Source organism: Photobacterium swingsii, assembly GCF_024346715.1.
Taxonomy (GTDB): Bacteria; Pseudomonadota; Gammaproteobacteria; order Enterobacterales; family Vibrionaceae; genus Photobacterium; species Photobacterium swingsii.
This window is the reverse complement of record NZ_AP024852.1, coordinates 2,471,865-2,485,705: the sequence shown is the minus strand read 5'-3', so window position 1 is coordinate 2,485,705 and position 13,841 is coordinate 2,471,865. Positions and strand designations below refer to the sequence as shown.

Genomic DNA, 13,841 nt, shown 5'->3' with positions numbered 1-13,841 from the left:
TTTCAATCAACTAAATATCGCCAAATAATCGATAAACCTTGAGATATTTGCCTTTTTACCTAAGGTGTTGTTTTCGTGACTCTTATCGTTAGCAAGTGTAAATGACAATATGATGATGCTTATTTGACGATTCAAAGTCGGGCTTCTATTTTTATTTGGGTTTATCAAAAGAGGTGAGAGTAATGAAGAAAATGAATTCCGCTTATCGACTTCAAGTGATTAAGGAAGTGGCGATTAGAAAGCAGTTAACGTCGAATAATGATCCGATGGCAAATCATATTTCTCATCTACTCGAAACTCGGGCGCATCGTGAAAACATAGTCGAGCAACAGCAGACTTATTCGAATAGTCATTTTGATGAGCATGTGGGGGGCTGGGTCAGCAATTTGTGGGATACAAAGTAGTAGCGTTGACGCTCAAAGCTAGTTCAAATATTGGCTTTGAGCGGTGATCATTTGAATATTATAAGGGAGTGCTGGAACATCTCGTTTGACTAAGGTACATTGCTGCGTCAATAGAATTCAGGTCGACGAATGAACTACGTAGAATTAGATAGTTATACCCGTAAGTGGATCTTCACGCACGCCTCTATGCCTGTGCCTGAAGGGGATCTCGCGTTAATCCGTCCTTTTACCCAAGCACGATCTTCAGATATTTGGCGTGATCATATTAGTCGCCAAAGCCCTGATGCCGATCATTTCGAAAAGGATGATTGGGCAGCGAATGAAGCCATGTGGTCAGAACCTGTTGAATGGCAAGACGCATGGGATAGCGACGAGCCTGAGTTGCCGCAAGAGATCTTGGATTTCATTGATTGGGAAGATAACACCACCGTCTTTTTCTGTTACGAGAAGTATAACTTGATTGAAACCAAGTGGGGTGTTTTCAAGCGTAACTGGAAAAACTTCTTATTCTTTGATGATGGCCCTATGCTTATTGGCCGTAAGAAAACACAGACTATTTGGTTCCAATCAAATGGCTCTTGTACGTTAGGTCATCGTGAAAAGTAATTAGCAGCATACATTCGTAGAAGCATGCATGAATAACAGCCTCGCTCTAGCGGGGCTGTTTTGTTTTTATTGTCGATACTGTAGCGAGTGGGTTAAAGATAACAACTTTTCCTTTCCCTGTTCTTTTCGCTTCATACATAGCTTTATCTGCACGCCTCAAAATATCATCCACGTTTTGATACTCCCCTGGATGGACGTAATAACAGCCAATACTTGCACCAACTTCAATGATATTTTCATCAAGACTAATAGGCTGATGGAGTTTATGCAAAATACGTTCACTCGTTTGTTCAACCTTACTCGCATCAACAACGTGATTGATAACGGTAATAAATTCGTCACCAGAAAGGCGGCCAACCATATCGGTTTGGCGAATGGTTCGGGACATTCGAGCGGCGACTATCTTTAAAACACTATCACCAACATCATGACCGTAATTGTCATTTATCGTTTTGAAGCCATCAAGGTCGATAAATAATACGGCAAAAATGTCTTTGCTTTGTTGCTGATGAGTTAGCAGCGTTTGTATCTGAGTGTGTAATTTACTGCGGTTCGGTAAATTGGTAAGGGAATCGTGGGTTGCTAAGCGTTCAAGACGCTCATTTTCTTTAATTGAGCGCAGATCTGACGCGACAATTGCCACCTGACTTTCGCCGCTTTGCGGATCAGTTAGTCGGTGAACGCGTAATAATAATGGGATAGTAGAGCCGTCACGACGTAATTGATGGTATTCACCTTGCCATAAATTACGTTCATTCAGATGATTGCGGATATGGTTTTCGATTAAGCGGTATGACGCCATATCCAGTAGGCTATGGAAGTGTTTACCTATGACTTCATTAGGCTCAAACCCAATCAAGTTTTCAAACGCAGGGTTGACCATTTCTATAATGCCGCTCTGGCTAAGCACTATGATTGCGTCTTGGCTACTGTCAAAGACGTTTGCAGCGAGGCGTTGTTGTTTCTGAGCAAGGTGTTGCTTCGTAATATCTTCAATTGCAAATAAGAACTTCTTTTGGTGGTAAAGCGGACGGCTCACAATTTGTAGGGTACGCTCAGTTTGTGTTTGCGGGCTATGGCACTTAACCACATAGTGGTTGAAATGCTGTTTATTCGACAGTACAGAGGTTAACTGGTGTTTAAAGCGTTCTGGCTGTTGTGGTCTCAGTAATTGAATGAAGTTTTGCTTAACAGCGCTGCGTTGAGGTACGCCAAGGACATCAAAACAAGCGTCGTTTGCCAGTGTGATCGTGGCACTTTCATCTATGACAAGTAACGCGTGCTGTACGGTTGCGACAACTTCTTCAGCAAAGACTTTTTCTTGACTAAACTGCTGTAAGGTCGTTCGGATCTTTACATCTCGCTCTTGTAGTTTTACCTGCATGTCGTTAAAGCAATTTGCTAGTTCACCTAGTTCATCGTTCGTGGTTACTTTGGGGGTAAACTGATGTTTTTTATCATCGTTAACAATTGAGCGCATGGCTTTGTTAAGCTCTGCAATCGGCTTGGTTACCCATGCTTGCAGGCGGTTGACTATGTAGCCACATACGACGAGATACAAAAGGAAAAGGAATAAACTGTATTGTAATTGAGTGATTTGCAGTTGGTGTAGTTGTTCTAAAGATACAGCTATAAAAAGGCTTGCTTCGCTTTTGTCTGCATAGGCGATAGGGACGTCGAGATATAGCATAGAGTTGCCAAAATGGAAGCCTTGCTGCTTAGTGATAATGCGCTGCTGCTCTGTAGGGGCAACGTAATCAACATTTTGGCTACTATATTGTGCCAGTAGCTTGCCATCATTTAATTCGACTAAAGCGATTGAATGCTCAGCCTTGAATGATGACAGTATTTCTTGTGCTGCAATTCTGTCATCAAAAAGAATTGCAGCCGTTAGATTCATTCCCACACCTTGAGCCAGGATTTCTATGCGGCTAACGAGGCTGGCTCGTTCTTTTTTAATGAATGTTTGGTAAGTAATAACCTGAAAACTTAAAAAAACCAACAAGATGAAACCCATGATAGGGAGCGACATCCTTTGCCCCAGTGAAAGGCTATTGATCCAGCGACGCATAGCGACCTCGTGGAATTAATGCTTTCTCTTTTGATGGGGGGCCTTTATCTGACGTTACGGCCAGGCTATTTTCGATAATGGCAATGCGCAATAATTGCGAACTGATTGCCATATTTGCCTGCTTGATGATATCAAGCGCTATGATGGGTCTAATACGCTTTTTATCTGTTCGTAGCTCTATCATGCCACCGTAATCAATAAAGTCAGGGTAGCTGCTGATGGTCAGCACACCTGATAGCTGAGGTATATCGTGGCTGATAGGAAACTGTGATGGACTAATATAGACCAGTTCGCAATGACCCGCTTGAGACAGGTTATCTATGTAGTGGAACACCAACCGTTTATTGGCGCTCAGATCGTTTAATACCAGCTGGTGTAGTGTTTGGCTGATGTTATCGGCGCCATAAGCACAGTACTGGATTTGGTGATCAGGTGCTTGTGGCCAGCGAATAAAACTCGCAAAGCGATAGATGTAAACGGCTTTAATTTGGTAGTCATCATAGGCGCTACTTTGATCGGCTCGGCTCTCGCCATTGACAAGCAAGCTGGATATAAAAAATAGCATCGTATGCACTGGGTGTTTAAACGCTTGAGAAATAAAACGATACAGTGCGTGATGAGAATGCCACATAATCAAATCAAAAGTCCCATGAGCTGCGTAAGTATGCGGTTTCCTCTATCTGAGCTTTGTTGGGGGCATCAGAGTAGGGGGCTTTACTTAAGGCATCAATAATCAATTCAACTTTCGGCCATGTTGGCTTTGCTTGCCAGGCCAATCTAACATCAACCGTTGTCACCTCGGGTGCGGAGAAGGGTTTAGAACCATCACCGTATATAATGTCGGAATTTACACTTGATTTATGTTTAAACCATACATCGAATTGCCACCCAGCATTAATACTCCATAAGGAGTGAATCGAAACATAATGTGAAGGTTGATGATTGTAAGTTACTTTTGCACCACTGGTGGCTTCATCACTACATAGTTCGTTGCCACTACAATAAGCCTTGGTATTAATAAAACTATAGCTGGTGTTTAAGGTGTAGTTAGCAGTAGGCTGCCAGCGAACGGCAGCTTCAAATCCGTAGCTGTTTGCATTTAATCGATCACCGAACTCTGTTTGGTGAACGAAAAGGTTGTTTGGCATTGTTGTACCATCATTGCATTTACCATACGCACAAACCCAAGGGTTTTGGTCTGTTTCTAGCATTCTTAAGTGCTGATAATTACTAAAAAAAACAGTGCTGTCGATATTTAATTCTGAAGTTAATGCAATACGGTGGCCTGCATCGACGGTAACCACAGATTCATTCTTCATATTTGGATTACCCATGGTGAAGAAAATACCGTCGTAATAACGGTAAGTACCTGAATTATCATGATCAGGGGCAATCACTTTACCTAAGGCATAGCCATCGGTGAGGGATTCAACGCTGGCTGGGGTGACTACAGCACGGCCGATACCAGCCCAAAATTGCTGCTGTGGTGAGTACTGGTACATAATCCGAGCTTGAGGTTGAATTTCAGTCGAATGATTTAGACTAAAGTGCTCAACTTTGACCCCTAAAGTTGTTGTGACATTATCACTGATTTGGCTTTCGAGTTGACCAAATAGGTTATAAATAGCATCAGTATTGACGGGGTCGTTACTGTATCGTCCGATAGGCTCTAAGGTTGCGTAATAATCTTCAGTGTAAGGGGCTACATCGCGGTGTATAAAACGAATGCCGCCTCCTGTCGTTAATTCATGCGACGTTGTTAGACGTTTACGCACTAATCCATCAATATTGACGGTTGAGAACTCGCCTGTGGAAGAGGGTTCTACTTTAGAGTTACTGTCAGCCCATGCATGCAGTTCATAATCAGTCTTATCATTGCTCTGTACCCAATCGAGGCTAAGGTAAGCGCCGCGAGAATAATCGGCTAGCTGAGTTGGGGTGACTTTGGGTGGTATTGATGCCAAGTCATAGTTTTCCCAGTAATGCTCAGAAACATTATGATAGCCACCAAATTGGACTGTTACGGCGTTATTATCTTGTTGGTAGTCAGAACGAAAGCCACCACGGTAGGTTTGCCACGGATCATCATTGTCATAGTAATAGTCAGATTTTACCCCCTTAACAAAAATACGCGCTGTGGTATTTTCACTCATTGAAAAGCCATGTCGGTAGCTGACTTCTTGATAGCTATGCTCGCCTGTGGCTATTTCGAGATGCTGCCCCAAAGTTTCTTTGCTGCTTTTAGTGATGATATTGATCACGCCATTAGCGGCATTACCGCCCCACATGGTTCCAGCAGTACCACGCAGTATTTCGATTCGGTCTATATCTGACATCACCATATCGACCGTATGCCAGAAAGTCCCTGACATTAATGGGCTAAAAACACTACGCCCATCAACCATAACAAGCGCTTTGTTAAACAGTACTTCGTTGAGCCCGCGTATAGAAACTTGCCAGTTATACTCACTGATCTTGTTGACCGTCACGCCGGGGGCAAGCGCAAGTGCATCGGCTACAGAGCGTGCTCCACTACGTATAATTTGTTCACTAGAAATGACATAAATAGCGGCAGGTACTTCAGCAATATTTTGGCTCTTTTTTGCTGCTGAAGTGACGGTTGATTCGATATTTGGCAATTCATCAAGGCTTAATGATATAAGCGTATTGAGATCTGACGGCTGTTTATCCGAATGTGCGAAAGCCATGCTTGGAGATAAAACAAGTAGGGAGAATAGGAAAGATAAACGTGCCGTAATAACCACAGAATAACACTGCCAAATAAGTTATTGATTGACGCAATTTTATCATAGATATATTTCATAAAAGAAAGGCTCAATACTGAAATTTTCATCTTTCTTCATTTGCCATTTAAATCCACCGCTTTATTAAGGGCATACATGCGATATAAATATAAATAAATACTCAAAAGGAATTTAAAGTGTATTTTAATTATTATGCTGGAAAATTTCATTCATAAAGGTGTTGAAATTGAGTCTTTAATGACACATTTGTTTTGTTGGGTACTTGTTATTACGATTGTTAACTTTCGACTTTTTTTAATAATTGTTTGATATGTAACGCTGAGTGTTGCTGGTGAGTAATGGATGAGTGAACAGACGTGGAAGTTGCAATAATCGGCTGTTCAAGAGGTTCGCCAATTGCGAGCAAAAGGCGACAGCCGTAATAGCTGGTTCTAATTTCAATTTTGTCTTCAGAGGGCGTGAATATTGCCATTTGGTTTTTGTTTACTTCAGTGTTACTGATAAAAGCCTTTCCTGAATGTACAAACACAAACCCTGAGCTGAGTTTTTTATTTGGCAGCATCTCCCATTGACTATAAGGAGCGATAGCAATGTCGAGCACTAGTACAGGTGAGGGTGATGTGATTGGGCTTTTTATATTATCAATTTCGCCAATGAGGACTTTTGCCACTACGTCATTTTTTTCGACAAGCGGTAGGTCACTTGCGGTGAATTTAAAGCTGGTTGCATCAGACATTTCACCGTTTGTTGCAGGGAGTAAAACCCACAGAGCAAAGGTTTCAACAAGTCCATCTATTGGCTTTAAGGTATCTTTGTGTATGACGCCATTACCCGCCAGCATCATTTGAACATCTCCAGGCGCAAGTAGAGTTTGGCTCCCTGTAGAGTCTACATGGCGTAAGTTGCCACAGATTGGATAGGTCAGGGTATTGATGCCTGAGTGGCCGTGAAAATCTAACCCAACGGGTTGGCAGACATTTTTAGCCTGATAATGATCCCACAAGGCAAACGGATTGAGTTCTTTTATATCGCCACTTTGTATGTAGGCTGTCATAGATCCTGATTTCAGACCGTAGCGAATTTTTTTGATTGTTCTTGTTTTTGCTGCCATGGCTGCTTCCCATGAAGGTGTACTTATACAGAATAGACCTAGGTCTTAACTTCCTCCATGCGAAACTGAGAATTTATACTAGCGTTTACTGTTCATCATATGGTCGCGAATCCCAATTGAGTGATGGCTTTAAATATTCTATTTGTTTGAAAAACAGGCAGGGGGCGTTTTGGGGAAAATAAGACGGGTTGAATAGGATGAGCTTGTGCCTGAAAAGTATTCTGAGAAGTATTTTGGACCTTTTTACACTGGCTATATAGTGTTTATGGAGTAATATATTTGTATAACAAATAAAGAGGGTGACGCAGGTGAAACAAGTAAATCTACAACAGCATGCCATATTTAAACAGCAAGTTTATGTGGCTGGTGAATGGTGTGATGCCGACTCACATGCCAAAACGCCTGTTTATAACCCTGCAGATGAAAGCATACTTGGTTATGTGCCTGAGTGTGGCGCAAGTGAAACGCGACATGCCATTGATGCCGCTGAGATTGCGTCTAAGTCATGGAGAAAAACGACGGCAAAAGAAAAGGCGTTAATCCTACGTCGTTGGTTTGACTTGATCCAACAGAATACTGATGCTTTAGCTGAGATTTTAACTGCAGAGCAAGGTAAACCGCTGGCTGAAGCAAAAGGTGAAATAGCCTATGCAGCTAGCTTTATTGAGTGGTATGCCGAACAAGCTAAGCGAATTCAAGGGGAAATTATCCCCAGCCATAAGTCTGATGCGCGGATTTTAGTGAGTCATGAGGCTATAGGTGTCGTTGGGGCGATCACACCGTGGAATTTCCCAGCGGCGATGATTACACGCAAATGTGGACCTGCTTTTGCTGCTGGCTGTAGCGTGGTCTTAAAACCTGCACCAGACACCCCTTTTACGGCATTAGCCTTGGCTGCGTTAGCTGAGCAGGCCGGATTACCCAAAGGCTTATTTAGTGTGGTAACTGGCGATGCTGTCGCAATAGGCAGTGAGTTAACCAGCAATAAAAAAGTACGCAAAATATCCTTTACGGGCTCAACGGCAGTAGGCAAGTTGCTTATGGCACAATCAGCGGCAACAGTGAAAAAAATGTCGTTAGAGCTCGGTGGTAATGCCCCATTTATTGTATTTGAAGATGCCGATTTAGAAAAAGCGTTAGCGGGCTATATGGTGGCTAAATTCCGCAACGCAGGGCAAACTTGTGTTTGTGCTAATCGCTTGTATGTACATGAAAAGGTCTACGATAAATTCATGAATATGCTGGTGGACAAAGTGTCATCGCTTGTTATGGGAAATGGCTTTATTGATGGGGTGACGATTGGTCCTATGATCAATCACGCTGCAGTGCAAAAAGTGGAATCACATATTGATGACGCTTTAGCCAAAGGAGCAACCTTGTTATATGGCAGTGAAGACAAGTCATCGACACATTTTGTGCAGCCAGCTGTTATTCGTGATGTGAGCGATGAGATGTTAGTGGCAACGGAAGAAACTTTCGGCCCTTTAGCCGCCGCTTTTTCCTTTAGTGATGACGACGATGTTATTGCCCGTGCAAACAACACTGATTCAGGCTTGGCCGCTTATATTTACACCCAGTCCTTATCAAAAGCATTCCGCATGAGCGAAGCCTTGGAATACGGCATGGTCGGCGTGAACGAAGGGCTCATTTCAACTGAACTCGCTCCGTTTGGTGGTATTAAAGAGTCAGGCCTTGGCCGTGAAGGTGCAGCTCAAGGTATTGATGAATATTTAGAAACCAAGTACACCTTGATGGGGGGCTTGTAGATATTAAATTATGGCGATTTAAATCTATTTCAGTGTAGGTAAGGGAGCTCTCGCAGATTAACTCTGTGAGGGCTTTTTTGTTTAAGGGCATTCTCTATTTGGCTGATAAATGGTGTATAGAAATAATGCGCTGCTATTGATGGATATTAGAAATAGGTAGTAAACCGCAATAATATTCTTTTTACTGGCTGCTATTCCTTATATGGTTTATTTTAACCTAGAGTGGTTTTCTAATTGCATGTTAAATCGGCAATAAACGGCAAATATATCAAGTTAAAGTGAGTGTGCGGGTGGGTAGTATCCAAAAGATCATGGCAAAAATCATTCTTAGTTTGTTTTCATTACTTTTCGCTAGTGCCTTGTATGCGACCCCAGCTAATGCGGTAAAAACTGATCAAGTTGAGCGTAGCGTAGTGGGTGCCGTTTGTGTTATCCGTGCTGATGATAAACTAGTTATGCTGTCAGAAGTCATTACTAAAAAAATATCATTGCCTGGTGGCTACATAGAAGCGAACACGACGCCGGAAGAAAGTGCTGTTCGTGAGGCTTTGGAAGAAACCGGCATTCATGTTGAGGTCGCGCATTTAATAGAACAACGTGAGCGAGCCGTTATTTATGCTTGTGTCGCAAAAGATCCAATATTAGTGTCGACGACAACAGACTCTTTAGGGTATCCCGTTGTCGAATCATGGTTTGCTGAGCATTTTGGTAAAGAAGTGCGTCGTGTTTATTTAATTGGCCCTGATGAAATAGCTGCATCCGATTACCGTTTCCCGAAAGATAAACCATTCTTAGCACAATGGTTAGCAAAAACGCCTGCAAGTCAGGTTGATTATTACTCGGATTTAAGCAATCGCGTTAATTTACTGCATCAATATGAATTACAGTTGATTGGTCAATTCCAACAATGGGTAAAGAGCGGGTCTCCAGAGCAGCAATCTCGTTTTGAAATGTTAATCACCGTCTTAAATTTGCCTGGTGAAGTGGCATTTATCACCGTTTTACTTGTTGTTACTGCCACCTTATTCGGCGCTAAAAGTGTACTACGTTTAGCCATTATACTATTGAGTATTACCTATATTGCCTCAATGCTGAAATTAGGCATAGGTTCGCCACGTCCTTTCTATATTATCCCTGCATTAAAGCAAGCGAATGCCTATGGCTTTGGTTTTCCGAGTGGACACACCTTGATGGCAACGGTTTTATGGGGGCTAACTTGGTATTACTTCTCTCGCCAACGCGGGTTACAGATGATGTTTCTCTTATTGCCGATTGCGTATTGTTTGGCATTTGGGCAAGCCATTGCGCGAGTTTGGTATGGTGTTCACTTTATAACTGACACTATTGCGAGTCTGATCCTTGGGACGGGCATGGTAGCGATTTATATTGCGTGGCTGAATGCAGAAAATTACTCTTTAGATGATTGCATTGTCAGTAAGTGGTTCTGGCTATCGATGTCCTTGGTTATAGGGGTCACAGCAAGTATTAGCCACGCACCAGAACATGTTTATTTGTTTGCGGCCTCGTTAGGCGTATTTTTAAGTTTAGATTACGTGAACTGGGCGCCGTTCTCTTTTCAACAGGTTACAAGCCGACAAAAGGTCGGAGTCATTATTTTTTGTGCTGTTGGCTTGTTATCTGTGGGGGGCTTAATTGCTTGGGTAACGCATTGGTTGGCATATCAATCGACGGTTAGTTTGATAGTACTTTCTATTCGATCGGTCGGTTACTGCGTGGGAGCTGTATGGTTAGTTGCTGGTACTACCCTGATCCGAAAAGTAATTTCAACAAGGTTGGCAATATAATTGGCTCTACCTCACGCTTTAGTTTATGCAAAGCGTGAGGTAAAGTGATGGGTAATAATGATTGAGATAACCAGATGCCGTAGGATTCGGCAGTAAACTGGAAAAGGAGAGCAATGTTACCCGCACTGACGACTCAGAGCAGTATCGACAGCGTCGTACTGGACTACCTGAACGAACTCGACCAAGCCGGCTTTCTTGGTGATATCGAAACCACTTATGCTAGCAGGCTTGCTGTGGCCACAGATAACAGCGTTTATCAGCAATTGCCACAAGCCGTGATATTCCCTACTAATATCGACGATTTATCTTTAATTGGTCAGATTGGCGCATCTGAACTTTTCCGTACTGTGACTTTTTCTCCCCGTGGTGGTGGTACAGGCACAAATGGACAGTCTTTGACTCAAGGTGTGGTGGTGGATATTTCACGCCACATGAATCAGATTCTAGAAGTGAACCCGGATGAAGGCTGGGTACGAGTGCAAACTGGTGTTATTAAAGATCAGTTAAATGATGCGCTACGTCCACATGGTTACTTTTTCTCGCCTGATCTCTCAACCAGTAATCGCGCCACGATAGGCGGTATGATTAACACCGATGCCTCTGGCCAGGGATCACTTAAATACGGTAAAACCTCGGATCATGTCTTATCGCTGACTGCGGTATTAGCGGATGGCTCTGTGCTGAATACGGCGCCTATGTCGGCCGACGAGGTTGCTGCTCAAACTGCACTAAATACACCTTCTGCGGATTTTGCCACTCAAGCCCTACACGTGAGTGAGCAAGTCTGTCGTGATAAGCGGTCGCAAATTGTTAATAAATTCCCACCGCTGAACCGCTTTCTGACTGGGTATGATCTTAAAAATGTGTTCAATGATGACCTTACTCAGTTCGATATCGCTCGTTTGTTATGTGGTGCAGAAGGGTCATTAGCATTTATTGCCGAAGCAAAATTGAATATCACGCCAATCCCGCAAGCGCGCACCTTGGTGAATATTAAATACAATAGTTTTGATTCTGCTCTACGTAATGCCCCTATGATGGTTGAGGCGAACGCCTTATCAGTAGAAACCGTGGATTCTCGTGTTTTGAATTTAGCTAAACAAGACATTGTGTGGCACACGGTAAGTGATTTGCTAACGGATGTACCTGGTAAAGATATGCAGGGCATCAACATGGTGGAATTCGCTAATCACTCAGTGGCGGAAAACCAAGAGCAAGTCACTGAGCTTTGCCAGCGTCTTGATGTATTGATTGCCAATAATGAGCAAGGCTTGATTGGTTATCAGGTGTGCGATGATCTTGCGAGTATTCAAAAAATTTATGCGATGCGTAAAAAAGCGGTGGGGTTATTAGGTGCGGCAAAAGGGGCGAAAAAGCCTATCGCGTTTGCTGAAGATACCTGTGTTCCGCCTGAAAATCTCGCAGACTTTATAGCTGAGTTCCGTCAGCTATTAGATGATAAACAGCTGAATTATGGCATGTTTGGCCATGTGGATGCGGGGGTTTTACATGTACGCCCTGCTTTAGATATGTGTGACCCTGAGCAAGAAATGTTGATGAAAACCATTTCTGATCAAGTGGTCGCGTTGGTGGCAAAATATGGCGGTTTGATGTGGGGCGAGCACGGCAAAGGTTTTCGTTCTGAATATGGCCCCGCGTTTTTTGGTGACGAACTGTTTACAGAGCTGCGCCGAATAAAAGCCGCGTTTGACCCTGATAACCGGATGAACCCCGGCAAGATTTGTACGCCCATTGAGAGTGATGCGGAACTGGTTAAAGTCGATGGTGTGAAGCGAGGCTTTTACGATCGACAGATCCCAGTAAAAACCCGCGATAGCTTCAAACAAGCGATGGAATGTAACGGTAATGGGCTCTGTTTTAACTACGATACTAGCTCTCCTATGTGTCCATCGATGAAGATCAGTGCTGATCGTCGCCATTCACCAAAAGGGCGAGCAGGCTTAGTGCGTGAGTGGTTACGTCAACTGGCAGAACAAGGCGTTGATCCTCTTGTGTTAGAGCAGAAGCTGCTTACAACGACACCGAGTATCAAACAAATTATTGATAGGTTGAAAAATACTTATGGTAGTCAACGTGCCGCTTACGATTATTCGCATGAAGTAATGGAAGCGATGAATGGTTGTTTAGCGTGTAAAGCCTGTGCCAGCCAATGTCCAATCAAAGTCGACGTTCCAAGTTTTCGTTCACGCTTCATGCATATGTATTACAGCCGCTATCAGCGTCCTGCCAAAGATTATTTAGTGGCGTATGTTGAGAGCTATCTTCCTGTGATGGCAAAAGCCCCTGTTATGTTTAATGCCGTGATGCGGCCGCAATGGTCAAAAACCTTGACTGAAAAGACCATTGGTTATGTTGATATGCCTGCGCTGTCTGTTCCAACGTTGCAAGAAAGATTAGATGGACATCAAGCCACACGTTTTGATTTAACTTGGTTGCAGGCGTTATCAGCGCAAGAACGTCAGCACTATGTACTGATAGTGCAAGACCCTTTCACGTCTTTTTATGACGCGGATGTGGTCAGCGATTTTGTCATGCTGGCTGAAAAGTTAGGTAAAAAGCCAATCATTGTGCCGTTTAAGCCAAATGGTAAAGCGCAACACGTAAAAGGTTTCCTACGTCAGTTTGCTAAAACGGCCAAAAGTACGGCTGAGTTTTTGAATCAACTATCAGCGTTAAATATACCTCTAGTTGGTGTTGATCCTGCTCTCGTGCTTTGCTATCGCGATGAATACAATGAAGTGCTTGCGGAGCAGCGCGGTGATTTTGCTGTATTAACCGCCCATGAGTGGCTGTTACCCTTATTGCCTGATCTTCAGAAGCTAACGGCGCTGGAAAAATCAGAGCCTTGGCACCTTTTTGCACACTGCACTGAAAAAACGAAGTTGCCGAACGCAGAAAAAGAGTGGGGCGCAATATTCACTCACTTTGGTGCAGTACTCGAAACTGTGCCTGTTGGTTGTTGTGGTATGGCGGGAACATTTGGTCACGAGAAAGACAAACTTGAAATGTCCAAAGGAGTGTATGCGCTGAGTTGGCAGCAAAACCTCGCGCAGCGTGATCCAGAACGTTGTTTGGTCACAGGTTATTCTTGCCGTAGCCAAGTTAAGCGTTTCGAGCACCGGAAATTGAAGCACCCTGTACAAGCCTTATTGCAGATCGTTAAGTCTTTATAATCTTACTTATCGACAATCTGTATCGCAAAAAAGCCGCGACTAAGTATGACAACGCTATGGTGTCACTTTAGTATCGCGGCTTTTTATTGTGCATTTTAACGAGATATCGATACGGATTT

At 43.2% G+C, this 13,841-nt stretch carries 9 protein-coding genes; 5 read left to right on the top strand and 4 right to left on the bottom strand.

What is annotated here, in order from left to right; genetic code table 11:
• Positions 1-182: 182 nt before the first annotated feature.
• Both OCU77_RS11335 and OCU77_RS11330 read left to right on the top strand, forming a co-directional pair.
• A complete protein-coding gene (locus tag OCU77_RS11335; RefSeq protein WP_048899507.1) occupies positions 183-404 on the top strand; it encodes a hypothetical protein in 222 nt (73 codons plus the stop codon).
• A gap of 129 nt (positions 405-533) precedes the next feature.
• Positions 534-1,010: a DUF2947 domain-containing protein gene (locus OCU77_RS11330; RefSeq protein WP_048899508.1), complete on the top strand. Its 477-nt coding sequence runs from the start codon at positions 534-536 to the stop codon at positions 1,008-1,010.
• Positions 1,011-1,056: 46 nt separating this feature from the next.
• Here OCU77_RS11330 and OCU77_RS11325 read toward each other — a convergent pair whose 3' ends face one another.
• From OCU77_RS11325 to OCU77_RS11310, 4 genes are all read right to left on the bottom strand, one after another.
• Positions 1,057-3,081 carry a diguanylate cyclase domain-containing protein gene (locus OCU77_RS11325; RefSeq protein WP_084711818.1) on the bottom strand — a complete coding sequence of 675 codons (2,025 nt, stop codon included), beginning with the start codon at positions 3,079-3,081 and terminating at the stop codon, positions 1,057-1,059.
• The gene (locus OCU77_RS11320; protein WP_048899510.1) at positions 3,062-3,712 is read right to left on the bottom strand and encodes a YfiR family protein; all 651 of its coding nucleotides are present in this window, start codon (positions 3,710-3,712) and stop codon (positions 3,062-3,064) included. Before OCU77_RS11320 ends, OCU77_RS11325 begins: the two co-directional genes overlap by 20 nt.
• A 7-nt stretch (positions 3,713-3,719) precedes the next feature.
• Positions 3,720-5,846: a TonB-dependent receptor plug domain-containing protein gene (locus OCU77_RS11315; RefSeq protein WP_239686013.1), complete on the bottom strand. Its 2,127-nt coding sequence runs from the start codon at positions 5,844-5,846 to the stop codon at positions 3,720-3,722.
• A 277-nt stretch (positions 5,847-6,123) separates the two neighbouring features.
• Positions 6,124-6,957, bottom strand: a complete 834-nt coding sequence (locus OCU77_RS11310) for a pirin family protein (protein ID WP_048899511.1) — start codon at positions 6,955-6,957, stop codon at positions 6,124-6,126.
• Positions 6,958-7,265: 308 nt separating this feature from the next.
• Here OCU77_RS11310 and OCU77_RS11305 point away from each other — a divergent pair, with 308 nt between their 5' ends.
• The 3 genes from OCU77_RS11305 (at position 7,266) to ydiJ (ending at position 13,722) form a co-directional block, all read left to right on the top strand.
• A complete protein-coding gene (locus tag OCU77_RS11305; RefSeq protein ID WP_280523522.1) occupies positions 7,266-8,723 on the top strand; it encodes an NAD-dependent succinate-semialdehyde dehydrogenase in 1,458 nt (485 codons plus the stop codon).
• Between the two features lie 290 nt (positions 8,724-9,013).
• On the top strand, positions 9,014-10,528 hold the full coding sequence (locus OCU77_RS11300; RefSeq protein WP_107302526.1) for a bifunctional NUDIX hydrolase/phosphatase PAP2 family protein: 1,515 nt from the start codon (positions 9,014-9,016) through the stop codon (positions 10,526-10,528).
• Between the two features lie 113 nt (positions 10,529-10,641).
• On the top strand, positions 10,642-13,722 hold the full coding sequence (ydiJ, locus tag OCU77_RS11295) for a D-2-hydroxyglutarate dehydrogenase YdiJ (RefSeq protein WP_107302525.1): 3,081 nt from the start codon (positions 10,642-10,644) through the stop codon (positions 13,720-13,722).
• Positions 13,723-13,841: the final 119 nt, after the last annotated feature.